General features: G+C 60.0%; 15 protein-coding genes and 7 pseudogenes. 12 read left to right on the top strand and 10 right to left on the bottom strand.

The genetic code is table 11. The annotated features are described in order from the left end of the window. Window positions 1–608: 608 nt before the first annotated feature. From AC3CB8_RS10250 to AC3CB8_RS10225, 6 genes and pseudogenes are all read left to right on the top strand, one after another. The gene (locus AC3CB8_RS10250; RefSeq protein WP_488377298.1) at window positions 609–839 is read left to right on the top strand and encodes a tyrosine-type recombinase/integrase; all 231 of its coding nucleotides are present in this window, start codon (window positions 609–611) and stop codon (window positions 837–839) included. Next, on the top strand, window positions 836–1,069 hold the full coding sequence (locus tag AC3CB8_RS10245) for a hypothetical protein (RefSeq protein WP_435053113.1): 234 nt from the start codon (window positions 836–838) through the stop codon (window positions 1,067–1,069). Before AC3CB8_RS10250 ends, AC3CB8_RS10245 begins: the two co-directional genes overlap by 4 nt. A gap of 10 nt (window positions 1,070–1,079) precedes the next feature. Beyond that, window positions 1,080–1,760 (top strand): tyrosine-type recombinase/integrase, encoded by a 681-nt coding sequence (locus AC3CB8_RS10240; RefSeq protein WP_435053112.1) that lies wholly within the window; start codon window positions 1,080–1,082, stop codon window positions 1,758–1,760. After that, a pseudogene (locus AC3CB8_RS10235) lies at window positions 1,757–2,759 on the top strand (tyrosine-type recombinase/integrase). The gene AC3CB8_RS10240 and the pseudogene AC3CB8_RS10235 overlap by 4 nt, the downstream one beginning before the upstream one ends. 114 nt (window positions 2,760–2,873) lie before the next feature. Continuing rightward, window positions 2,874–3,014: pseudogene (locus tag AC3CB8_RS10230) on the top strand (transposase domain-containing protein); the annotation flags it as partial. A 6-nt stretch (window positions 3,015–3,020) separates the two neighbouring features. Continuing rightward, entirely contained in the window at window positions 3,021–3,212 is a 192-nt protein-coding gene (locus tag AC3CB8_RS10225) for a hypothetical protein (RefSeq protein ID WP_488377297.1), read from the top strand. 92 nt (window positions 3,213–3,304) lie between these two features. On the opposite strand, the gene AC3CB8_RS10220 is transcribed toward AC3CB8_RS10225, so the two are convergent. Next, window positions 3,305–3,547 carry a Mu transposase domain-containing protein gene (locus AC3CB8_RS10220; protein WP_435053111.1) on the bottom strand — a complete coding sequence of 81 codons (243 nt, stop codon included), beginning with the start codon at window positions 3,545–3,547 and terminating at the stop codon, window positions 3,305–3,307. A 94-nt stretch (window positions 3,548–3,641) separates the two neighbouring features. Between AC3CB8_RS10220 and AC3CB8_RS10215 the strand changes: the two are divergent. After that, a pseudogene (locus tag AC3CB8_RS10215) lies at window positions 3,642–3,854 on the top strand (transposase); the annotation flags it as partial. Window positions 3,855–4,253: 399 nt separating this feature from the next. Here AC3CB8_RS10215 and AC3CB8_RS10210 read toward each other — a convergent pair. From AC3CB8_RS10210 to AC3CB8_RS10185, 6 genes and pseudogenes are all read right to left on the bottom strand, one after another. Further along, window positions 4,254–5,676 (bottom strand): annotated as a pseudogene (locus AC3CB8_RS10210) (NAD-dependent succinate-semialdehyde dehydrogenase). Between the two features lie 398 nt (window positions 5,677–6,074). After that, the gene (locus tag AC3CB8_RS10205; protein ID WP_352727154.1) at window positions 6,075–7,790 is read right to left on the bottom strand and encodes an acetolactate synthase catalytic subunit; all 1,716 of its coding nucleotides are present in this window, start codon (window positions 7,788–7,790) and stop codon (window positions 6,075–6,077) included. Further along, entirely contained in the window at window positions 7,790–9,160 is a 1,371-nt protein-coding gene (locus AC3CB8_RS10200) for an aspartate aminotransferase family protein (RefSeq protein ID WP_352727152.1), read from the bottom strand. Before AC3CB8_RS10200 ends, AC3CB8_RS10205 begins: the two co-directional genes overlap by 1 nt. A 73-nt stretch (window positions 9,161–9,233) precedes the next feature. Beyond that, complete coding sequence (locus AC3CB8_RS10195) at window positions 9,234–10,487, bottom strand: aspartate aminotransferase family protein (RefSeq protein WP_352727150.1); 1,254 nt, start codon at window positions 10,485–10,487, stop codon at window positions 9,234–9,236. Window positions 10,488–10,790: 303 nt separating this feature from the next. Next, window positions 10,791–12,542, bottom strand: coding sequence for a hydantoinase B/oxoprolinase family protein (locus AC3CB8_RS10190; RefSeq protein WP_352727147.1), 1,752 nt, complete (start codon window positions 12,540–12,542; stop codon window positions 10,791–10,793). Window positions 12,543–12,547: 5 nt separating this feature from the next. Further along, window positions 12,548–14,611: a hydantoinase/oxoprolinase family protein gene (locus AC3CB8_RS10185; RefSeq protein ID WP_352727146.1), complete on the bottom strand. Its 2,064-nt coding sequence runs from the start codon at window positions 14,609–14,611 to the stop codon at window positions 12,548–12,550. A gap of 158 nt (window positions 14,612–14,769) precedes the next feature. Here AC3CB8_RS10185 and AC3CB8_RS10180 point away from each other — a divergent pair, with 158 nt between their 5' ends. The 4 genes and pseudogenes from AC3CB8_RS10180 to AC3CB8_RS10165 form a co-directional block, all read left to right on the top strand. Beyond that, on the top strand, window positions 14,770–15,684 hold the full coding sequence (locus AC3CB8_RS10180) for a MurR/RpiR family transcriptional regulator (RefSeq protein ID WP_352727144.1): 915 nt from the start codon (window positions 14,770–14,772) through the stop codon (window positions 15,682–15,684). Between the two features lie 494 nt (window positions 15,685–16,178). Continuing rightward, window positions 16,179–17,207: a cyclase family protein gene (locus AC3CB8_RS10175; RefSeq protein WP_352727142.1), complete on the top strand. Its 1,029-nt coding sequence runs from the start codon at window positions 16,179–16,181 to the stop codon at window positions 17,205–17,207. Between the two features lie 476 nt (window positions 17,208–17,683). Continuing rightward, window positions 17,684–18,499: an SDR family oxidoreductase gene (locus AC3CB8_RS10170; RefSeq protein ID WP_352727140.1), complete on the top strand. Its 816-nt coding sequence runs from the start codon at window positions 17,684–17,686 to the stop codon at window positions 18,497–18,499. Between the two features lie 274 nt (window positions 18,500–18,773). Further along, a pseudogene (locus AC3CB8_RS10165) lies at window positions 18,774–19,145 on the top strand (IS3 family transposase); the annotation flags it as partial. Window positions 19,146–19,420: 275 nt separating this feature from the next. Here the strand turns inward: AC3CB8_RS10165 and AC3CB8_RS10160 are convergent. From AC3CB8_RS10160 to AC3CB8_RS10150, 3 genes and pseudogenes are all read right to left on the bottom strand, one after another. Beyond that, window positions 19,421–19,550: pseudogene (locus tag AC3CB8_RS10160) on the bottom strand (3-hydroxyacyl-CoA dehydrogenase); the annotation flags it as partial. 13 nt (window positions 19,551–19,563) lie between these two features. After that, window positions 19,564–20,753 (bottom strand): IS3 family transposase gene (locus AC3CB8_RS10155; protein ID WP_156939434.1). Its coding sequence is split into 2 segments (ribosomal slippage): window positions 19,564–20,501 and window positions 20,501–20,753, totalling 1,191 coding nucleotides; the frame shifts between segments, so codons are not numbered across the junction. A gap of 66 nt (window positions 20,754–20,819) precedes the next feature. Further along, a pseudogene (locus tag AC3CB8_RS10150) lies at window positions 20,820–21,403 on the bottom strand (SDR family NAD(P)-dependent oxidoreductase); the annotation flags it as partial. A 411-nt stretch (window positions 21,404–21,814) separates the two neighbouring features. On the opposite strand from AC3CB8_RS10150, the gene AC3CB8_RS10145 reads away from it, so the two are divergent. After that, window positions 21,815–22,519, top strand: a complete 705-nt coding sequence (locus AC3CB8_RS10145) for a hypothetical protein (protein ID WP_352727450.1) — start codon at window positions 21,815–21,817, stop codon at window positions 22,517–22,519. Window positions 22,520–22,545 lie beyond the last annotated feature (26 nt).

The following is a 22,545-nucleotide window of genomic DNA, read 5'->3' as shown; positions in this document are numbered from 1 at the left end:
GGCTGCAAGCAGCCACTCCATGCTGACGTAGTCGGAGCTTGTTGTGGACACATGACCAGCGCGACAGACGACGCGATCAGATCACGCTGTCGGCACTCACCCTCCTTGCCGCTCCGCATTCGCGGAGCGGGTTAGTCCAATGCGGTTTATGCCGACCGCCGAACTATGCCGAGTGAGCAAGTTTTTACCAACACTTTCCTCAACGTAGCGGGAGCTGGATCGGCATAGCTTAGGCTCTCTCCGTCGCAATTCACGCGAAGGAGAGGACACATGAACGCACGTGACTATCTGCAACGCAGCACATGTATCGGAAGCTGATCCACGGGCCATATGGCGAGTTTGCACGCGTTTATGCGGGCAGATTGTCGGACGAAGGCTTCGGTCGGCAATGCACATAGCGATCGCTAAGCCTATTTCGTGAGCTGAGACACTGGCATCTCGGCAACGGGCACGATCTCCAGGATTTAAGCGAAGTTCATGTTGAGCGGTTTCTTGAGCAGGCTGTCGTCGCCTACATCCGGCATGGGCGACCGGCTTCACCGTGTCGCCGGTTATTTCTGCGAATGCTTGCTCCGCACGTCGGCTTTGCCTCAGGCTGCGCCATCACGATGATCGCGAAGGAGGCCCTCGAGCGGGCGGGTATTCACGGCTATGCGCACCACGGCGCGCACCTCTTCCGCCACAGCCTTGCGACCGACCTGCTGCGGTCGGGGGCCAGCTTTGCCGAGATCGGCCCGTTGCTTCGTCACCGGAGCATCGACAGCACAAGGATCTATGCCAAGCTCGAGATCGAGAAGCTGCGCGAACTGAGCCTGCCCTGGCCGGGAGGTGTCCAATGAGCCGTCTTCGAACAGCGCTCGAGCGCTATGTGAGCATGCGCCAGGGATTGGGATACAAGTATCATGGCCCCGCTCGACGGTTGTCGGATTTCGTCACCTTCATGGAGGCTCGCGGCGCAGAGACCGTCACCACGGCGCTGGCAATGAAGTGGGTGACGTTGATCGGCCGACAACCGAGTTGGTCCATCCGCCTAACCGATCTGCGCTGCTTCGCTCAGCACCCTCGCTGATTTCGACCCCATGACGGAAGTGCCACCTCAAGACGGTGTGTCGCCGGCGCGGCGTGCAAAGCCCTACATCTATAACGATGCTGAGATCACGGCGCTTCTGGCGGCGGCACTGTCGCTGCCGCCGGCCAACGCCCTGCGTCGCTGGACATATCATTGTCTGTTCGGACTGATAGCGGTCGCCGGGCTACGCCATTCCGAAGCGCTCGACCTGCGCCGAGACGACGTCGATCTCGACCAAGGTATCCTCACCATTCGGGAGACGAAGTTCGGCAAGTCGCGGCTGGTCCCGCTCCATGCCACGACGGTCGCCGTGCTGTCGGACTATGCCGCGCGACGCGACGCGCATCTCGTCGCGCCTCGTAGCCCCTATTTCTTTGTCGCCGAGCAGGGCGGCAGATTGCTGCACCAATACGTGCACCGGGTGTTCTGGCAGCTGTCGCGACAGATCGGTCTGCGGCAGCGGGGGCAGCGCAATGGTCCGCGGGTTCACGATCTTCGTCACCGTTTCGCCGTCCAGGCCCTGACCAACTGGTATCGTGCGGGCGAAGATGTCGAGCGGGAACTGCCGGTCCTCTCGACCTTTCTCGGCCACGCCAATGTTCGCGACACCTACTGGTATCTATCCGCCGCGCCGGAGCTAATGACCCATGCCGCGCGACTGCTGGATGAGCGGTGGGAGGTTCGCTCATGAGTGCCTCGAACGATCTGGCCGTGCTGATCGAGCGGTGGTTCACCGATCGGCTCATGCGACATCGAGGCGTAAGCTCCAACACCATCGCCTCCTATCGCGACACCCTCCGGCTCCTGTTTGCATTCGCGCAGACGCGCCTTGGAAGGTCTCCGTCGCAGTTGACACTGCGGGATTTGGACGCGCCTTTCATCGGCGCATTCCTGGAGGACCTCGAGACACTGCGGTCCGCCTCAGTGAGCACCCGGAACCTCCGCCTCACAGCCATTCGGTCTTTCTTCAGATATGCGTGGTTCGAGGAGCCGGCCCATAGCGCTCAGATTCAACGCGTGCTCGCGATCCCGAGCAAGCGATGCGACAAGCGACAGCTTCAGTTTCTCACCAGGCCCGAGATTGAAGCGATCCTGGCCTGTCCGGATCGCAGCACATGGCTTGGGACGGCGTGATCACACTCTGCTGTTGCTGGCCGCGCAAACGGGGTTGCGGGTCTCGGAGATCATCGATCTCGACCGGGACTCGGTGATGCTGGGGCACGGTGCCCACGTGCGATGCGTTGGCAAGGGCCGCAAGGAGCGAAGTACGCCGCTCACCAAGGTTGCACAGCAAGCCCTTCGGGGCTGGCTCAACGAGCCCAGGAAACGGGGCGCAACGGCTCTCTTTCCGAACATGCACGGCGGCAGGCTGAGCGCCGACGGCGTGCAGGCGCTGCTGAACAAACATGTCGCCAAGGCTCGCGAACACTGCGTCACTCTTCGCTCGAAGCGGGTGTCGCCCCATGTTTTGAGGCATAGCGCTGCCATGGAGCTGCTGCAGGCGGGCGTCGTTTGTTCGGTCATCGCCCTATGGCTGGGCCTTGAGGCGATGGAAACGACGCTGACCTATCTTCACGCACATCTTGAGCTGAAGGAATCCGCACTTGCCAAGCTGAAGCCATACGAACGCGCAAAGGCCGAACGATTTCGGCCAAACGACCGACTTCTTGAATTCCTGAACGCCCTTTGAGCATGAGAACTATGCCGAGTGTCAACGACCGGCTCTCGGTCGAAATGGCGGGCAAAGCGCTTCATACCGCCATGATCGGAAGAGGCGCTCGGCATAGTTCGGCGGTCGGCATAAACCGCAAAGCTCAACGACGTCGATCCGCAGGCCTGGCTGGCCGATATTCTCGCCCACATCGCCGACATGCCGATCTCCAGGCTGGAGCAATTGCTCCCCTGGAATTGGGTGACATCGTCAGTGAAAGCCGTTGCTGCGTAGGCTCTGATGGCTCACAAAACCGACAGAGATCAGCCTGACAAAAACCGAGCTCTTGTTCGCGATGTATTGCTTCGCGATTGGGATCCGATCGGCATATCTGGCATTCCCGAAGCTAAGGACGAATATGACGACTATGCCGACGTCGTGCTCGGGATGCTGATCCACGAAAACGCGACGGCAAAAGACATCGCCGGCTAACTCTTCGAAATCGCCCAGAGGACATGGGGCTGTCCGATCGCAAGATGGCGAAGCTGTGCGACAGAGCCGCAGAACTAGTCGTGGCGCTCCGATCAAACTTTTAGGAACAGGCTTGAGCTACCTGCGGTCTTCACAGCGACGCGTTTGCCCTTGAAGAAGACCTCGATCGTTCGGCTCGTTGCCCGGACATCCACCTGCTCTCGGATGAGGCCGTGTGGCACGGAGTAGAAATAGCGCTCGAACTCGACATGATAGTCGGTCGATACACGAGCCAGCCGCCAGTCGGCGAACTCGTATTCCTCGGCCGGCAGCGTGGCGAGCGCTGGTCGTTCCATCGTCTCGGGACGGCATTGGCCCAGTTGGTCGCACCATACACCGCGATCCTGGAAACCGCAGCCGGACATCGGCACCGAGATATTCATACCGGTTACAAACGCGATCGAGGCGCTGAACTCCAAGCTCAGGCGGGCAATCAGGGCCAGGGGCCACTTCCCCAGCGATGACGCTGCCACCAAGCTGCTCTATCTGATCTTGAACCGATCCGAGAAAGAGTGGAAAATGCCGCCACGCGAATGGTCCATGGCAAAGGCTCAGTTCGCCGTAATCTTCGGTGAGCGCTTCATCAGGGCCATGGCGGCATAATGTTCAACCGCCCGCCCGCACACGGAAATCCTGACAGTCCTTTGGTCGCCGGCTTTTTGTCTTGCCGAAAGTTGCCGTACCGACAGAGTGCCTTCCCGTAAGAAGCTGCGCTCAACCGGCCGGGGACGGGGAAAGTGACCCGAGCTACGAAGCTTCGCCAACAGGATGATGCCGTTCCGCGATGGTCAACCCTCGCTTGCTCACTCAGCGGAGACGCACACCAAGCAGCCAATTCTGCCACCAAAAGGGCGGTGTCCCCGTCGATTAAGGCACATCACAGTTGTCCGCACTTCTCCATCAAGTGAGCGACCCGCGTCAGTCCGCGGCGCGCTCCGCGAAGGAGATCTCGAACGGGGACGTGGAAGAACCACCGCAGACGGTACCTACGACCTTAGAAAACTAGATGCCGGCCATAAGCATGAACTTCAGTTCCGTATACTCTTCGATGCCGTGGCGGGATCCTTCGCGACCGATACCCGACTGCTTGATGCCTCCGAAAGGAGCCACCTCTGTTGAGAGACGCCCGCTGTTGATAGCGACAATGCCGTACTCAAGGGCCTCGGCGACGCGCCAGATGCGGCCGATGTCACGTGCATAGAAGTAAGCGGCGAGGCCCACCTCGGTGTCGTTCGCCATCGCGGTCACTTCCTCGTCCTCGCAGAACCGGAATAGCGGGGCAAGCGGTCCGAAGGTCTCTTCTCGGGCGACCATCATCGACTGGGTGACGTTGGAAAGCACGGTCGGCTTGTAGAAGGTGCCACCTAGCTCATGACGAGTACCCCCTGTCAGTATGCGCGCACCCTTCGCCACTGCGTCGGCAATATGCTGCTCCACCTTCGCAACCGCGGCTTCGTTTATCAGCGGTCCTTGGGCAATGCCTTCGGCCATGCCATCGCCGACCTTGAGCCGCGCAACTTCAGTCGCGAGCTTATTGGCAAACTCATCGTAAATGGAATCTTGGACATAGATGCGGTTCGCGGAAACACAGGTCTGGCCCATGTTGCGGAATTTCGACGCCATGACCCCAGCGACAGCCGCATCGATGTCGGCGTCGTCGAACACGATGAAGGGAGCGTTGCCACCCAATTCGAGCGCGAGTTTCTTCACAGTAGGCGCGCACTGCGCCATTAGGAGCTTCCCGACCGCCGTGGAACCGGTGAAACTCAGCACGCGGACATCCGGGCTGTCGCAGAGTGCCTTTCCGATCGCGTAAGCGTTTCCCGTGACGACATGCCGGGCGGCAGACCCGCCTCCTGACCGAGGGCAGCAATGGCGAATGCCGTGAGCGGTGTTTCCAGCGCAGGTTTGACGATGGCCGTGCAGCCAGCCGCTAAGGCCGGGCCAACTTTGCGCGTTATCATCGCCGTCGGAAAGTTCCAGGGCGTGATTGCGGCAACGACGCCCGCTGGTTGACGGATCACCACAAGGCGGCCGTCCTGGATGGGCTTGGAATTGTCTCGCCATAGTTCCGCTTTGCTTCTTCGGCGTAGAACTCCAAGAAGGAGGCCGCGTAAAGGATCTCGGCCTTGGCTTCTGACAACGGCTTGCCCTGTTCGCTGGTTAGTATCCGAGCCAACTCGTCGGCATACTCCACCACGACATCGTGCCATCGGCGCAAAGTCGTCGATCGCTCCTTGGCAAGGAGCCCTGCCCAAGCCGGGAACGCCCGCTTGGCCGCTGCGATGGCCTTGGCAGTCTCGGCCGCGCCGAAATCGGGAACCTTTGCAATTTCTTCGTTGGTGGAGGGATTGAGCACCGACAATTCAGGCTCCCCAACCCATTCGCCATCCACAAGGCATTGCGCCGGCCAGCGCTCTCTCATCTCCGACCTCTTGGTTGTCTTGGTGCGTTCAGTGATTTCGCCAGCTGCGCGCTTCGCCAGTTCAATGTCAGGCATAATCATGTAATTCCAACCTTGGTCGGGGTGATGGTGACTGGGCTCATGCGGGGAGCGAACTCGCTCCGTTCACGTTGATGATCGCTCCAACGAATGGACCCGCATGAAGAAGTCACGAGCGGAAGCATGATCCCGGAGGTCAGTGGGGCCGGCTAGCAGGCGGCCCCCGGAAGGTATTTCCTCTGCTCAGCGGGCTCGTGTGGAACCCGCGTTCTGGCTGAAAAGGCCACTTCCGCACCGGAGACGCGCAGTTGGCAGACACAAGCCAAACCGATTCCCGACGACCCTCCTGAGACAACGGCAACCTTCGAAAGGCGCCGTCGTCATACCAGTTCCGATGGTTCGCCAAGGGTGCCCGTAAAAAGGGAGATCGGTGGGTGCGCATCAGGATCGGTGATGACTTCGATGAGCACCGGCGTCTTCGAGGACAGAGCGCGGTCAAGGGCAGACCCAATGTCGCCCGGATTTTTGACTGTGATCGCTTGGCAGCCGCAGGCCTTGGCCAGCGCAGCATGGTCGACGGGGGCGAAGTGACAGGCCGTCGTATAGCCGCCGAATTTTACGGTCTCGGCATCTTTTTGGAAGCCGAGCACGCCGTTGTTGAGCACGATCACCGTGAGGTTGATTTCGGACCGCACGAGCGTTTCGAGTTCTCCCCAGCTATGGGCAAACCCGCCGTCTCCGACCAGTACGACAACAGGACTGTCGGGTCTTGCCAGCTTGGCGCCTATGCCGAGTGGCAAGCCCCATCCCAGACCTGCGAGGCCGCGCGGAGCGATGAACCGCTGCCCTGCCCGAAGTGTGCGTAGCTGGCCGACGATCCACATTGAAGAATAACTCGCATCTGCCACGACGATGGTTTCCGGTGTCATACGCGATTGCAGGTCGCGCATGATGCGTTCCGGCCTCAACGGCGTCTGGTTGCTTCCGCTGAAGACGCTGCGATCCTGCTCAAATTGCTCCCAGGCTTCGGCGATGCGACGTTCAAGCGATCCCTTCTTGGCGGAGCGATTTGAGAGATCCTCCGATCGAAGCGCTGCAGTCAGGGCTTGAATTGTAGTGGCTATGTCTCCGACGAGGCGGACAGACTCGTAGTTCCTGCCGATTTCGCAAGGATCGATGTCGAGGTGAATGACCGTCGCCGTACAAGGAATCGAACGCCAGCTATCGGTTCCGTTCTGGTTGGTCCTGGTGCCGACGAGAAAGACAAGATCTGCCTCATCCATTAAGGCGCGCGTGCGATAGCCGAGAGATCTTGGGCCGTTCAGCCCCCCACTCACGCCGCAAGTCAGGGGCGCGCGCTCATCGACAGCGCCTTTGCCCATGTTCGTTGTGAACACGGGCAAATGGGCCGTGCTCTGCAGCTCCGCGAGCGCTTTGCTCGCGGCCGGCGAAACCGCGCCGCCTCCGGCCAGTACCACGGGCGACTCGGCGCGAGCGAGCAACTTGGCCACTGCCGCGAGCGCCTCGTCGCTCGGGCGGATGGGATCAAGGGGCCAAGTGCCGTACTTCCCTGTCCGACTGCGTACGCCAGCCGGAACATTCTCGCGGAGCAGGTCGGCCGGAAGGATGAGCACGGCTGGACCAGGGCGGCCACTGGTGGCCGCGATAAACGCGGAGTCGACATGGTCCTCGATGCGATCAGCCGTTATCACCCGTCGCGTCCATTTGGAACAGGCCGAGAAAAGCGCTATGTGGTCCAGTTCTTGGAATGCGTTCCGGTCGAGCTGGTCGCGCTCGACCTCCTGCACCAAGGCCAGCACTGGAATACTCGCCTTGAGCGCTTCGGATAGCGGCGGTACGAGCAACGTTGCGGCAGGCCCATTTTGGGCACACACCACGCCGACTTTGCCCGATATGCGGGAGTAACCATCGGCCATGGCCCCACCCATATTTTCCTGGCGGTAGGCGATCTGCCGGATTCCGATCGTTTCGCATGCCAGAACCACCGCCGAGGGCAGACTCTGGGCGAAAATCATCTCGACGCTGTTGCGTTGCAGTGCTGCTGCAATCCGTTCTGCTACAGTTTCTACGGACATTACTCCGGTTTCTCCATATTGTTGATGTCTGCTGCGTGTTCTTGGAGGAAGAGACGAAACAGGTCGGATATTGTGTCGACCTCGGTCTCTCCCATCGGTGTTGACAGGCACGCGGCAGCCCCATTCGGCAAAATGACACCGTGTCGGGAAAAGAAGCGGGAGAGCGTCCTTAGGACGGCGTTTTGGGCTGGATTGGTTGCCGTGTCCCTGAACTCACGCGGTTTCCGCCGAGTCGGATGAATTCGAAACAGGGAGCCCGCTCCGGTCACTGCAAACGGAGCGTCGTGTTGGGCAATGATCTCGGTGAGGTTGGCGCGCAGCCGGTCGCCCAGCCTATCGAGGCGAGCGAACGCTGCCTTGTCCAAAGCGCGCATTGCCGCGATGCCGGCTACAATCGATAGTGGATTGGCCGAGAACGTTCCACCCTGGGGCAGGAGAGGTCGACCGGAGTTGGCGCTGAAGACCTGCATGACCTCCTCGCGTCCGCCGATCGCGCCGATGGGCAATCCACCGCCGATTATCTTGCCCATGGTGATCAGGTCGGGGTTCAGCCCATAGCGCGCCGATGCGCCGTGGTAGCCTTGGCGCAGGTTCAGCACTTCGTCCGCGATGATGAGCACGCCGTGATGGCGGCAGAGCCGATGCAGCGCCTCCAGGAAGTCGGGGTTCGGCGCTATCAGGCCAGCCCGGCTCGGCATCGGGTCGATTACGACCGCCGCGATCCGGTGTGCATGGGCCTGGATCTTCTTCTCAAGCTGCTCGGTGTCATTGAAGCGCAGCACAAGCGTCTCTTGGAGAACGCTTTCCGGCATACCCTTGTACAACGGCACCGAGATCGGGGCGTCGGCAGGTCCCCAGTTCTCTGGGCTTGCCGACTGGCTGACTTCAACCCAGTCATAGGCGCCGTGGTAGGCTCCCTCGAACTTGGCGATCCCCGCCTTGCCGGTGAAGGCTCGCGCCGCCTTGATAGCGAACATTACGGCTTCAGTGCCGGTGTTTACAAATCGAACGCGATCGACATTCGGGATCCGCTCGCAAAGGATACTCGCCAGCTCGATTTCCATCTTCGTCGGATTGGCAAAGCAGCTGCCGCTCGCCAGCTGCTGATAGACCGCCTCGACGACAGGTTTGAACGCATGTCCGTGGATGAGGGTCGTAAAATTGCCGTTCAAATCAAGATAGCGGTTTCCGTCGACATCGAAGAGATAAGCGCCCTCGCCGCGCTCCATGTACTTCGGAATTGGATCGCGTTCGATCGTTACCCGGCTTGTACCGTCAGGAAATACCGACAACGCGCGTGCGAACGCTTCCTCCGAGTGGGTCAAGGCCGGCGTTTCGTGCCGAACTTCTGCGTTTGATTGCGTGGTCATTGATATCCCCCTCGCACCTCGTGACATATCTGCAAGGCCGCCGATGCGACTGCGCTTTCCACCGTTTGCTCGATCACGCCCATGGAGATTGTTTCCAAGTTTCATGAATGGCATCCACGAGGGCGGCGGCTAAATCTTGGACATCGGTGTTGCTCATCGGTGTCGAGAGCGCGCCGGAGCAATTCGGCGTCATCAGAAAACCCCGTTCCAACATTGCGAGGTGAACCTTTGCCAGCGCAGTCTTCTGCAAGGCGCTCGGGAACGAGGTCCGGTAGTTTCGGATACCTTCAGTCTTCAGGTGGAGCCGAAAGAGGGAGCTCATGCCCGTAACTTGCGCGGGGAGTTCGCGCCTTCTGAGCTGCTCAGTGATTTCAGATCGAAGCGCGTCGCCCATACGATTGAGACGGGCCACGGCCTCCTTTGTGTATGATCGCAGTGCAGCTAGCCCAGCTGTCATGCTTAGCGGGTTGGCGCTGAACGTGCCGCCGTGGGAGACGGCTGGCTTGCCCCTGGTGTGATCGAAGACCGCCATGTGTGACGCAGGTCCTGCGACGGCCCCGACAGGCAAGCCTCCGCCGATGATCTTTCCCAAAGCTACCAAATCCGGCTCAAAGCCGAACGTGGCATGGGCGCCATGATAACCGATGCGGTATGAAACGACCTCGTCGATCACGAGCAGGATGCCGTAGCGGTTACAGCAATCCTGGATGACCTCGCGTACATCCGCGCCCATCGGAACCATGCCGACGCGAGAGGCGAGCGGATCGACAAGTATCGCGGCGAGACGCTCATGGTGTGCACGGATGAGCTCTCTGCACGTCTCGGGCTCGTTGTAGGGGAGGACCAGAACCTCCGCGGCGGTGGAGACGGGAGTTCCCTTGGCGTAGAGTACACTCTTGGGCGATGAATCGCCCCAGTTCATTGGAGTAGAATCAAGGCTGACTTCCACATGGTCGTAAGCGCCGTGATATGCGCCCTCAAACTTCGCGATCATCGGGCGCCCTGTAATCGCGCGCGCGGCCTTGACGGCGTACATGACAGCCTCGGTACCGGAGCTCGTGAAGCGGACCTGCTCAAGCGCCGGCGAGCGCGCGCTGATCGCTTCCGCAAGGCTGGTCTCACTTGCGGTCGGAAGCCCGAATGCGGTGCCGTCGTCCAGCACCTTGTGCAGCGCCTCAATTACCGGCGGAAAGGCATGGCCATGAACGAGCGAGAAGAAGTTGTTTGCGCAGTCGAAGACCTCCCTGCCGTCCGCGTCGGTGATCCAACAGCCGGCTGCAGACATAGCATAAGGCGGCTGGGGAGCGAAAAAAGGGGCAGCACGCATGCTTCCGCCTGGCGTGATCCTCAGCGCTCTTTGAAACTCGTCGCGAGACTTCGGCCCAACGACCTCTCCCCGTTTATGGCCTAGGCTTGAAATGCTCTGCACGTCCGAACTCCTTGACCACCTTTGTTGAGATGACGATTGGATCACATGAACCAATTAAAGTCAATTGGGATCAAATGCTTCATTCCCACTCACGCATATTCTCCTACCCAGAGTCCGAGGTTTCGTACGGGACTAGCCCCCCCGCTGCCCGGGAAACTAAAGGGCCGAACAGCGCGACTTTTCGAGTGGCGCGGCCGGGCCTTAAGGCGTGGGACAGCGTACCCACAAAAGCTCTTGCCTTCGCGCTTCGGTGGCCAAAACATCGACTGCAAGCAAATTGGAGCTGAGCACGACGCCGTAGACGTCCCTGGCCATTTCAGGGCTCACAATCTCGTCTACCACGTCGCGCTGAACTGCGATCGGATCCCGCCTGAGCGGATCACCGAAGCCGCCACCGCCCGGGGAGCTGACGTCCACCCTTGCGGATCCCAATTGCATGATTCCATATTGTGGAACGGCAATCGCTTCGCCGCCGTCCAACAGCGTCACGGCGATTGTGCCTTTCATTCCCGGCTCGCCACCCACGATGCCATAGCCGGTTGGTTTGCGGCTGCCTTCACTGCGAAACGAGTACTCTGCGGGCTGATATGTCGAGGCGGAGTATTCAAGGCCGGTTCCGCCGCGAAACTCGCCTGCCCCACCGCTGTCCGTTCGCATCTCGGAGCGATGAATCTTTACGGGATAGATCTGCTCGTAGGTCTCGACATTGGGGAGATTCATCCCGCCGAGGGTGCAGAGCTGTCCGGCCGCAGGGAAGCCATCGCGGCCCCGGACGGCTCCTGCCCCGGACGAGCCGTTCCAGTGATACATCACGTACGTTCTGCCATCGTCTTTCCGTCCTGACGAAATGCAGTAGCAAGTCTTTCCCCAGCCGGCATAGCCTTCCAAAGGCATGGCGGTCGCAAGGGCGCGCCAGACGGCGTGGACAATCTCGCTCGTCGGATGCACGGTGTTCATCGTCATTGGCGCGGGCGGAAGGGCATTTACGACAGTGCCGGGCGGTGCCTCGATCGTCATCTGCCTCATGGCGCCCTGGTTCTGCGGTACGCGCCCGTTGAAGAACGACATCACCGCGAGGAAGACCGCCGAACTCGTATTGGCAATCGAGCTGTTCTTGAAGCCGCGGATTTGCGGCGCGCTGCCAGAGAAGTCGACATGCAGATGCTCATTCTTTACCGTGAGGGTGACGCGAACGGGCACGTCCATCGGCTCAAAGCAGTCAGTGTCGGAAACATCCTCGCCATAGTAGACACCCTCGGGAATTGTGCGGATCATCTCCTTCATCAGTGTCTGTGCATGATCAAGGATCGCGCTGAAAACCCCCTCAGTTTCAGACAGACCATACTCGCGAGCGAGCGCGACAACCCTGTCGCGCCCGGTGCGCGTCGAGCCAACCATGGCGGCAAGATCACCGTCAAGAAGATCCGAGGTGCGGCTGTTAAGCAGTAGGAGGCGCCAAAGGTCTTCGCGCACACGGCCGCGCTCGAAGAGGCGGAGGACGGGAAGCCGGATGCCTTCATGAAAAATCTCTGTCGCCGCAGCATTGTAGGTTCCCGCTGCACCCCCACCGATGTCGGATTGATGCGCCCTGTTGCTCGCAAACCCAAGAAACCTGTTATCGACGATGATCGGGCGGATTATCGTCCAGTCCGGAAGATGGTTTCCTCCCGCTTCGTAGGGATCGCTCAGGAGGAAGACGTCGCCATCGTGAAGATCACCGCCATAGTCGCGAAGTACGGCGCGAACGGCAAAATCGCCTCCCCCCGTATGGATCGGAAGGCCGTCACTGACGGAAAGCGCATCGCCTCGGGCATTGCTCAGGAAGCAGGAGAAGTCGTGGCTCTCGCTGAAGATCGGGCTCTGCGCGGTCCGCGTCATCGCCCAGCCCATGTAGCGAGAGATGTGATCCAAACGCTTCTGCACCAGCGTCATCATGATCGGGTCGACGGCCATGGTCATCACTCCGAAATAAAAAGTTGAATAGAATAGTTCCCGCCCTCATCGACCAACAGCATGTCCGCCGCTCCGAGGAGAATGGTCGTCGTCAGTTCCTCGATGACGGCGGGGCCCGTTATCCTCGCCCCGGGACTTAGCGTTGAGGGAGAGAACACGGGCGCATCGACGAAGCCAGTGCGAGTGTCGATCCATATGCTGCGGGTGCTACTTGCCTGCGGGCTTTCATCCGTCGCGCCGGCGGCTTCCAGCGCGAGCGCGGGGAACCGGCCCTTGCCGATAAGATGAAAGGCGACGATTTGTACCTCGTTGCGTTCCTGCACGTAGCCGTAGATGCTCGAGAACTCTTCCTCGAAGCGATGCCGCAGCGTCTGCTTGCTGTCCGTACCGCCGAAGAACGGCACGCGCACTGTCCATTGTTGGCCGCGATATCGCAGCTCCAAGAAGCAATCGATGCCGATTGCCTCGCTGGAGAAGCTTTCAAGAAGCCGACCGCGTTGTTCGTCCTCACGCTTAGCAACCTGTTCTGAGATCCGCGCAAGCGTGTCATCCGAAAGCTCGACCATGCAGGATTTAATGAGGTCGTGACGAATATTGGAATTGCACATTCCAAACGCGCAGAAGACGCCGGCAAGCCGGGGTACGAACACCGACCGGCATCCCAGAAGCCGAGCGACTGCCACACCGTGGAGCGCTCCGGCGCCTCCGCAAGCAACCAGCGTCAGGGCTTGAGGGTTGACGCCGCGCTCGCTAGACATCCGCTCCATTGCGTGCAGCATGTTCTGTTCGGCGAGGCGGATGATGCCGATCGCTGCCCCCTCCACCGTCAGACCCAGCGGTTGCGCCACGTGCTTGGCGATCGCTTCATGCGCGAATTCCGAGCGGATGTTGACCGATCCGTCCGCGTAGGCGCCGGGCCGCAGCCGCCCCAACACCACGTGGGCATCGGTGACCGTGGCCATCGTTCCCCCAAGCCCGTAGCAGGCCGGGCCCGGGCGCGAGCCGGCGCCCTGCGGTCCGACCTGGAGCATGCCGCCAGCATCGACATAGGCGATCGTGCCGCCCCCGGTGCCGACTGTATTGATTTCAACGCTCGCCGTGATCGCCGGGTACCCGGCGATGTCAAGCCGGGTGGTCTCACCAACCTTTCCCCGGTCATAAAGCATGACATCGCAACTCGTCCCGCCAATCTCCATAGTGATGAGACCGCCAAGACCATCTTTCCCAGAGAAATAGTCAAGCGCGCCGACACCAGCGGCCGGTCCTGAGAGGAGCAGGGAAACCGGACGCCGTTCTATATCATCAATAAAGGCCGCGCCTCCGTTGCTTTGAACGAGAAGGAGCCTATTCGACATCCCGAGTTCACTAAGGCGCTCGTCGAGCTGTCGGAGATAGGGAACGACCCTTGGACCAATATAGGCGTTGACGACAGCCGTCGAGGAACGTTCGTACTCGCCCATGACCGCCGCGAGCTTTGCCGATCCGCAAACAAAGCAATCCGGCATTGCCTCTCGAAGGTAACGAACGCAAAGTTCTTCATTGGCATCATTAAGGTAGCTGTTGATGAAGCAGACGGCGACCGCCTGAACGCCGGCCGCCTTGAACCGTGCGATGGCGTCATCGAGATCTGCCCGATCGACTTCAGCTTCGATGCGTCCGTCCTTCAGCACCCGTTCGGTTACCGGCCTGCGCAGCCAGCGTGGCACCAGCACATTGGGCCAAGGCGTCCGATAGTCCCATACGTTCTCGCGAAAGCCGCGGCGGATCTCGATTGCATCGCGAAAGCCTCGAGTAACGAGCATACCCGTCTTGGCACCCTTTCCTTCGAGAAGAGTGTTGGTGGCAACGGTGGTGCCATGGACGAAATGGGTGCATGCCGACAGGAATTCCCGGATCGTAAGACCCTGGCTCTCCGCCAGCGCGGAAACCCCGGCAAGAACACCCACGGAAGGATCGTCTGGCGTAGATGCGGTCTTATGAATGCGAATACCGGAACGGGATCCGACGGCGACGACATCGGTGAAGGTGCCGCCGACATCTATCCCAACTCGCCAAGATTCTTTCGCCATTCCTTTTCTCCTTCGGATTTATCTTTGTGCGTTGGTGGTGACATATCCTTCGAAGACCCTCCCGGTCTGCAGTCAGGATCATTGGATCATACAGTTCATCGTTCGTCAATATGGATCAATTGCTTCTAACTGAGAATCGTGGCAGCGTATGATCAGCAATGCGGATCGTATTCATGAATCCCAAACCGTCCGACATAGACGCGAAGTTGCGGCAACTCATGCCGGAGGCTCGTGGGCCTGCGGCTGCTGCGATCCAGTTCCTTATTGCCCACCGCGACGAGATACCCTTTCGCTCCATGCGCGAGCTTGCTAAGCGCGCTCGGGTGCCTTCAGTAACGCTGGTGCGGTTGGCGCAGAATCTTGGATTCAAGGGTTTCGATGAATTCCGCGAGGTTCATATTGCTGAATTGATCAACAGTAAGGGCAGCAACAGGGGCCGCGCTGCTGAGCTTATATCCCTTGGCCAGAAGGAAGGTGCACTTGGTTTTGCTGCACAGTTCGCTGAGCGTGAAATTGAGGCGCAAAGAGCAGCGGTTACTGCGCTGAGCGAGAAGCAGCTTGAAGCAGCGGTACAGGCGTTGGTCGAAGCCTCACGGGTCTATGTGATTGGACGCCGTCCCTTCTTTGCCCCCGCCTATTCGCTTTCCTATTCGTTGAGGAAGGCCAAACCAAACACTCACCTGCTCGACACCGGTGGAGGATCAGGATTGGAACTCGATGACCTCACGCAAAATGACGTGGTCATCGGGTTTACTTCCCACCCCTATAGCAGGGTCACGTTTGACGTGGCGAAAAATGCGAAGGCCCAAGGAGGGACGGTTATTGCCGTCACCGACAGTGAGAACGCGCCAATTGCGCGGTTTTCGGACCATCTTTTCCTCATGACGGCGCGAAGCTACGCCTTTCCGGACTCTGTTGCAGGCGCTTATGTTATCGCGAACATTCTTGTCGCCCTCACGGTCTCAAGACTAGGCTCAGATGCACTAGCGCGCATCCAGCGCAATGAGCTGGAGATCCGCGAAACGGGAGAATATCTGGCCGAACCCGCGCGGCGCTCAAAGGCCGTCACGTGAAGATCAAGCCGCTCGACATTTCTGTATTTTAAAATGGAGCGCGCCCGGCGCGTGCATGCATGACGATTTCGCCCCGGGCTTACCTCCATCGATTGATCAAGCTGTTCCGCGCCGATGAGCGATGATCTCCGGATCAGCCTGCCAGCCGTGGCGCGCTGATCATCCGGGCACAGACCCGAGAGCACGGCGATCAATGCCACTAACTACGCTTCAGAGGTGGAATGGATGCGTAGCGCGGGCCATCAGCCCTGGTGGACCCGCACGGCTGGAACTGAAAGCTTTGTAAAGCGAAGATCGAGGCGGCTCTGCGGATTGTTGAGCGCTGGATTCCCTCCCGATTAAGTACCCGCTCGCTTCCACGCTCGAGCCCTATCTGGGTTGGTAGGTATCCAAGCGACGTGGCCGGTGGTTTAGTTGGCTGAAGCCCTGGGTGCCGATCGATCTGTGGAAAGACCGAGCGGCCTCACGATCCATGGAAAAATCTGGAGCCTGCTATGCCTAGCCGCTGGAAACGAAGACCCGACGGATCCAACTGGGGCGATTTTGGTGACGATGATGAATTGGGGCGCCTGAATTTTCTTACGCCAAGCGCCCGCAAGCGCGCGGCCGGCTATGTTGAGGAAGGACTGACATTCTGCCTTAGCCTTCCACTGAATTTGCCGGGAGGCAACGTCGTGCATCGTCTGAGACATCCGCCCCGATTGTTCGCTCTACCACGCGACCAAGAGGATGCCCTCAACTACAACTATCCGCTGGCTAAGGAAAAGGTCTGGGCGACCGATATCGTCAGTGACGACTATGTAACATTGGCGACACAATACTCTTCGCATTGGGATACTTTTGCCCATGTGGGGCAGAGTTTCGATGCCGATGCGGATGGCGTCGCTGAACCAGTCTACTATAACGGTTGGCGCGCCGGCATTGATGTGATTGCGCCAGATCCCGCGACGGGCAGCGCACGGACATCCCGTCTGGGTGTAGAGACAATGGCGCGAGCAGGCCTGCAGGGGCGCGGCGTAATGATTGATCTATGTTACCATCTCGGCCGCAGCCGACGCGTCGTTAGTTATGACGATATTATGCGAATTATCGAGGCGGATGCTATCGAAGTCGAGCCGGGAGACCTAGTGTGCTTTTACTCAGGTTTTGGTGATCTTATCATTTCATCTGCTGGCACGCTCGATCGCTCTGACGTACAACCTGCCGACTGCCCCGAATTGGATGGACGCGATCAACGCCTACTCAAGTGGATTGATGGAACTGGGCTTTCCGCGCTCATCTCGGACAATTTCGGGATAGAGGCAATTCCCGCACGGGCGGTCGATGGTGAAAAACATGCCTCATTGCCGCTCCACGAGTTCTGTCTTTTCAAGGTCGGGATCGCACTGGGGGAGCTCTGGTATCTTTCGGAGCTCGCCAAGTGGATGCGGCGACAGCAACGACGATATTTTCTCCTGACTGCGGCACCGCTCTGCCTTCCTGGCGCTGTGGGCTCGCCGGTTACGCCGCTGGCGACCGTTTGACCATCGTGTTGAAACCAGAAAACCAGCGCAGACTGTTGTCTGAAGCCAAGGGCGGGTCCTATGTGCGGCCTCCTTTTTGGAGTTTGGCCTGATGTGGTAGTCGGCCTCCGCTCTCGCGCAGACCCATTTTCTAGCACCGTTCGAGCCAGCACCTCGAGACAATTCCTGGAATTGCTCCAATCGTTGCATGTAGCCCCTCTTCGGCAGTCTGACCTAATCGAGCGAAGGATCCTCCAAATCTGGCGAGGTGTTTGTTTTCACGGAGCGAAAAGGCAAAATTGGCGTTCAGGACGTCTTAAACCAAGGCTATGCGGGTCGGCTGGAGGTGATCGAGAACAGGCCTCAGTAACGCTCGGAAGCGGAGAAGGCGCGGATTGTGGCGGAAAGCCTGTTGCCAGACGCCGACATGGCGCATGCACGGGGCGTGCCGGCGGGATTGTCAACGAAGTCGTGAGAAACGAACAGCAGGAGATCCAATGGGCTACCTCGACGAACTTTTTTCGATGACGGGCAATAAGGCACTTGTGACAGGCGGCTCGACCGGCATCGGACGAATGGTAGCGACCGCCCTAGTGCAGGGCGGCGCAGAAGTCATGATCGCCTCCCGCAAGGGCGCCGATTGCGAGCGCACGGCAGAAGACCTCAACACGCTGGACGCACCGGGCAAAGCGGAAGGATTTGCCGGAGATATCAGTTCGCTAGAGGGCATCACCGAACTGGTCAATGAAGTGAAAAAGCGGACGGACAGGCTGCACATCCTCGTCAACAATGCCGGCGCCACTTGGGGTGAGCGACTTGACACCTTCCCCTATGAGGCATGGGCACGCGTGCTCACCGTCAACGTTACCGGGCTTTTCCATCTGACGCGCGAGCTTCTGCCACTGCTTGAAAAGGCGGCAAGCGACGAACACCCTGCGAGGATCATCAATCTTGGCTCGGTGATGGGAACCCAACCGATCGCCGAAGGCGCATACTCCTACACCGCCTCGAAGGCCGCCGTTCATCACCTGACGCGCACGCTTGCGCACGAATTCGCGCCACGCCGGATCACCGTCAATGCCTTCGCGCCCGGTACGTTCCGGAGTCGGATGACTGCTTTCGCCACCGCCACCGACGAACAGACACAACGGATGGGTAGTCGCGTCCCGCTGGCCAGGATCGGCAGGCCCGATGATATAGCCGGCGCGACGCTGTTTCTATGCAGCCGAGCCGGCTGCTACGTCACCGGAGCGATCCTACCGATCGATGGCGGTCAGTCCGTACGGCACGGCATAAGCTTCTTCACGGAATAGCGCGCGCCAAGAGGTTTCGTTTTGAGCCGGTGACGTTTGACGCCAGCGCGGGCAAGGAAATGGCGTCGCCGTGCCGCGCTGTCCTGTAGAAGACGATCGCCCAGCTGCAGACGCGACTGATGATCATGCATTCTCGCACTTCAAGCCTGAGCTTGCTGCGCAGGAGCCGTCGTTCGGCGGTTCCGCAATTTGATGATTCAAACTGCCTGCCGGGACCGGCCGACGTGTCGAAAGCCCTGTCGCTTGGTCTTCGTAGGCATGTTCTGGCAGCCGTGGCCCCGCGCTAACGCGGGAGCAAGCGGATGCCCGGCCGAAGGCGCTGGCGCATCTGAAAACCACCTTGGGCTTGCCGGAGTGGCGCCTACTCATCGTCAGCGCCGACCGCAGATGACCCGCTATCGGTCCCGCCGGCTGCTGGAGATAGAGTTGCGTGCGAGGCTGCGCGACCTAGCCAAGGAGCGGCGGCCCCTCGGCTATCGGCGGATCTTCATCCTGCTCCCCCGGGAGGGCGAGCCGTCGGGGATCATTCGGAGCTGTCGGCTGTACCCCGAAGAAGGGCTGGCGGTGCGGAAGCCGCCGCCCGGCCACGTTTATCGGCACGGGGGTACCGATCCTGGTCGAAGCACGGGCGAATGCCCGCTGGTCTTGGATTTGCGTCATGACCAGCCTGCGACCGGCGTTTCCGCGTGCTCAACATAGTCGATGGTGTGACGCGGGGAATACGTGGCGGCGATCCCGACGCCTCGATCTTCAGCCGCCTGGTCGGCGAGATCGCACCGCTAATCACCAGTCGCGGAGCAACTCGGCCTCGATCGTGCGCGAGGCACGCGGCAGCCTGATCCAGGCGCAGGCGGTCCTTGCCGGGTCCCGACGGTGGGGGTAGGGGGCCGGCCATGTTTCGCCTCCTGAGATCGAGATTTCTTACCCGGTGATTGATGCTGCCGCGTCGCTGCACAGCCACAGCACGGCGGCAATCTCTTGCCGCTGGATCAAGCGGCCTTGCGGGTTGGTCTAAAACGAGGCTCGCCCGCGCCTCGCCGGCCGAGTGACCTGCTACTGAACTGTCATCCAGCTGCGATTAGAGCCTCGACCGTTTTTGTTACGCCTTGTGGCGCGGGTTGAGCAACCGGCGGAGGCGCGGAGCCTTCCATCAGCACAGCGTCGGAGCCGGTTGCGGTGATGACCTGGGCATAGGCTGCCGGGGTCTGGTAGCCGAGCGAGGAATGTGGCCTCGCGGTGTTGAAGTCCTCCCTCCATTCGGCGATGGCGCTTCGGGCGTGGTCGAGACCGAAGAACAGGCTCTCGTTCAACAGCTCATCGCGCATCCGGCCGTTGAAACTCTCGACATAGCCGTTCTGCATCGGCTTGCCCGGCGCGATGTAGTGCCATTCGATCCTGTAATCCTTCGACCAGGCGAGGATGGCGTTCGAGGTGAACTCGGTGCCGTGATCGGAGACGATCATGCGTGGCTTGCCGCGCTGGGTGATCAGTTCCGTCAGTTCACGGGCAACCCGACGGCCGGAGATCGAGGTGTCCGGGATCGCCGCCAGGCATTCGCGCGTCACGTCGTCGACGACGTTGAGCACGCGAAACCTGCGGCCGCAGGCGAACTGGTCATGCACGAAATCCAGCGACCAGCGCGCGTTCGGCTTTGCCTCGACCAGGATCGGCGCCCGCGTGCCGACCGCTCGCCGCCTTGCCCGGCGCTTGCGCACCGTCAGGCCCTCCTCGCGGTACAGACGATAGATGCGGTTGACCCCAGATGCCTCGCCCTCGCGCCTGAGCAGGATGAACAGCCGCCTGTAGCCAAAGCGTCGGCGCTCATTGGCGAGGTCGCGCAACCTGCCACGCAGCTCCGTCTCGGGCGGACGCCTTGACCGGTAGCGGATCATCTTGCGATCGGCGCCCACAAAGGAACAGGCCCGACGCTCCGACAGACCCATGACGGCCTGCAGATGCGCGACGGCTTCGCGCTTGGCGGCGGGCCCTACCATTTTTTTGACAGAAGCTCACGCAGCGCCGAGGCTTCCAGCATCTGATCGGCGAGCAGCTTCTTCAGCTTGGCGTTCTCGTCTTCCAGCGCCTTCAGCCGCTTGGCGTCGGACACGTCCATCCCGCCATACTTCGCCTTCCAATTATACAGCGTCGCCTCCGAGACCCCGTGCTTGCGGGCCAGATCGCCCGCCTTTACACCCGCCTCATGCTCGCGCAGAACCGCAATGATCTGCTCTTCTGTGAACCGCTTTCTCTTCATCAGTCCGTCCTTCGATCAAGGGCCGGACTCTAATCTCAGATGGAGGAAATTCTTAGGGGCAGGTCACGAGCTACCGGTCTTTTCGACGATGCGATGGATGGACCCCTCCAGCATGTCAGTCTCGACGAAGCTCGGGCACACGGCGTTGATGGTGACGCCGGATTTCGCCGTCTCGGCGCCCGCATCAGGCCGACGACGCCATGCTTGGCCGCCACATAAAGCGCGACATAGGCGTAGCCTTTCAGCCCGGCCGTTGAGGCGATGAAGACGATCCGGCCCGCCTTACGCGCGGCCATGCCGGCCAGCGCCGCTTCACCTTCAGGAAGGCGCCGGTCAGGTTGACGTCGAGCGTGCGCTGCCAATCAACGAGCGTGGTCTTATGCGCTGCTGGCATGCTGCCGGCCATTCCGGCATTGACGACGACGATGTCGAAGGCCCCGCGCGCGGCTCCCGCCGTCCAAAGTGACGTCGGCGGCGATGTCGAAGATGCAGTCGCTTTCGCCAGCCACTTTGGCAAGCTCGGTGTCGCGTCGGCCGCAAATGGTCACGTCGATGCCGGCACCGGCCAGCGCCAGCGCGATGGCCCGACCGTCGGCGGAGCCGCCGCCAAGGTCGCGCTCTACCAGCGGATAGAGCTCGTCCTGGCAGATAGGATCCGGCCACTTCACACACGGTCGCCGAGCGCGACCGCGGCGTGCAGCCGTCCAGTGGGAATCGGCGAGACGCGGCCGCCCCAGCGCCAGCAGTTCGGCGCGGCCGGCCATCAGGATTGGATTGACATATCCGACTCGTAGTGTTGCCGACCGCCATCGTCGCCATGCTGGCGCATGACGCGTCGACGATCCTGGGCGCGAAAGCATCGGGGAGTCCGGATAGAATGACATCATCAGGCTGGCTTGTTGCAGAGAGCTGAATTGGAGCGCCGGTTCTCCATGCGCCGCAATTCAGCTCCCGGGAACCCACCAAAGTAGATAGCATCTCGATCCGTGTTGATGGTGTATCCATCTATCAGAGGCGCGCCGTCCACCCATGCCCCAGATCATTACCATAGGGACACTGCCATGAACAAAAGAATAGTTAATCCATTGGCCATCTCACGCTTTCTCAAAGGATATGACGACGATGCCGCCCAAAAGGGAATTAAAATCTCGATAGGATTCGATTTTCATAAATACGTCTCGATCACGCGGGCCACTCCAACAAAGAGTCCAACATACCCAAATTTTCGACCAGATCGTTCGCCAATTAAAGCAGGTGAGGGATTTTGGATTGTCGGCGTCGACCATAATGATGATGTTGCCCTTCTCGATGCTGCTCGATTGTACGACCTTTCGCACAGCAATTTTGCAGAACATTGGCAATCCCTGAAGGCGTTCTATGCTGACCCGGCCATACACGCACATCCTAACGACAGTTGTACGTGTACAGCACCGAGCGCAAAGAACCTTACCGGGAAAGTAGCCTTCCTTGGGGATATATGGGTGCGCAAAGACTACAGAGGCCAGGGCCTGCCCAGAATCGCGGCTGGAATAGCATGCGGCGTGTCTTTTGCCTTGTGGTCTCCAGACTTCGTGTGTGGGCTTGTAGAGCGTTGGTCATTAGATAAGGGTATTGTTGCACAATACGGGATGCCACATCATGAACCGGGTGGTTCAATATTACGGCTAGTAGAAGAGAAGATCCTAGACGACGAGTGGCTTATTTGGCTCACCGGCGAGGAGTTGAGGAGCCGAATTGATTCTCATCACAAAGCGAGCCAATTGTAGATGCGTCATTTTCGCTGGCACGACCG

The sequence above is a fragment of the Mesorhizobium sp. P160927 genome, from assembly GCF_057766385.1.
Note: the sequence above shows the minus strand (reverse complement) of the source record. Positions and strands in the feature narration are given on the sequence as shown.

Bases quoted from the DNA above. Each gene is read 5' to 3' on its own strand.
- AC3CB8_RS10250 (WP_488377298.1), top strand. From the start codon at position 609: ATGATCGCGAAGGAGGCCCTCGAGCGGGCGGGTATTCACGGCTATGCG.
- AC3CB8_RS10245 (WP_435053113.1), top strand. From the start codon at position 836: ATGAGCCGTCTTCGAACAGCGCTCGAGCGCTATGTGAGCATGCGCCAG.
- AC3CB8_RS10240 (WP_435053112.1), top strand. From the start codon at position 1,080: ATGACGGAAGTGCCACCTCAAGACGGTGTGTCGCCGGCGCGGCGTGCA.
- AC3CB8_RS10225 (WP_488377297.1), top strand. From the start codon at position 3,021: ATGGCTCACAAAACCGACAGAGATCAGCCTGACAAAAACCGAGCTCTT.
- AC3CB8_RS10220 (WP_435053111.1), bottom strand. From the start codon at position 3,547: ATGGAACGACCAGCGCTCGCCACGCTGCCGGCCGAGGAATACGAGTTC.
- AC3CB8_RS10205 (WP_352727154.1), bottom strand. From the start codon at position 7,790: ATGTCCGTAGAAACTGTAGCAGAACGGATTGCAGCAGCACTGCAACGC.
- AC3CB8_RS10200 (WP_352727152.1), bottom strand. From the start codon at position 9,160: ATGACCACGCAATCAAACGCAGAAGTTCGGCACGAAACGCCGGCCTTG.
- AC3CB8_RS10195 (WP_352727150.1), bottom strand. From the start codon at position 10,487: ATGCGTGCTGCCCCTTTTTTCGCTCCCCAGCCGCCTTATGCTATGTCT.
- AC3CB8_RS10190 (WP_352727147.1), bottom strand. From the start codon at position 12,542: ATGGCCGTCGACCCGATCATGATGACGCTGGTGCAGAAGCGTTTGGAT.
- AC3CB8_RS10185 (WP_352727146.1), bottom strand. From the start codon at position 14,611: ATGGCGAAAGAATCTTGGCGAGTTGGGATAGATGTCGGCGGCACCTTC.
- AC3CB8_RS10180 (WP_352727144.1), top strand. From the start codon at position 14,770: ATGCGGATCGTATTCATGAATCCCAAACCGTCCGACATAGACGCGAAG.
- AC3CB8_RS10175 (WP_352727142.1), top strand. From the start codon at position 16,179: ATGCCTAGCCGCTGGAAACGAAGACCCGACGGATCCAACTGGGGCGAT.
- AC3CB8_RS10170 (WP_352727140.1), top strand. From the start codon at position 17,684: ATGGGCTACCTCGACGAACTTTTTTCGATGACGGGCAATAAGGCACTT.
- AC3CB8_RS10145 (WP_352727450.1), top strand. From the start codon at position 21,815: ATGAACAAAAGAATAGTTAATCCATTGGCCATCTCACGCTTTCTCAAA.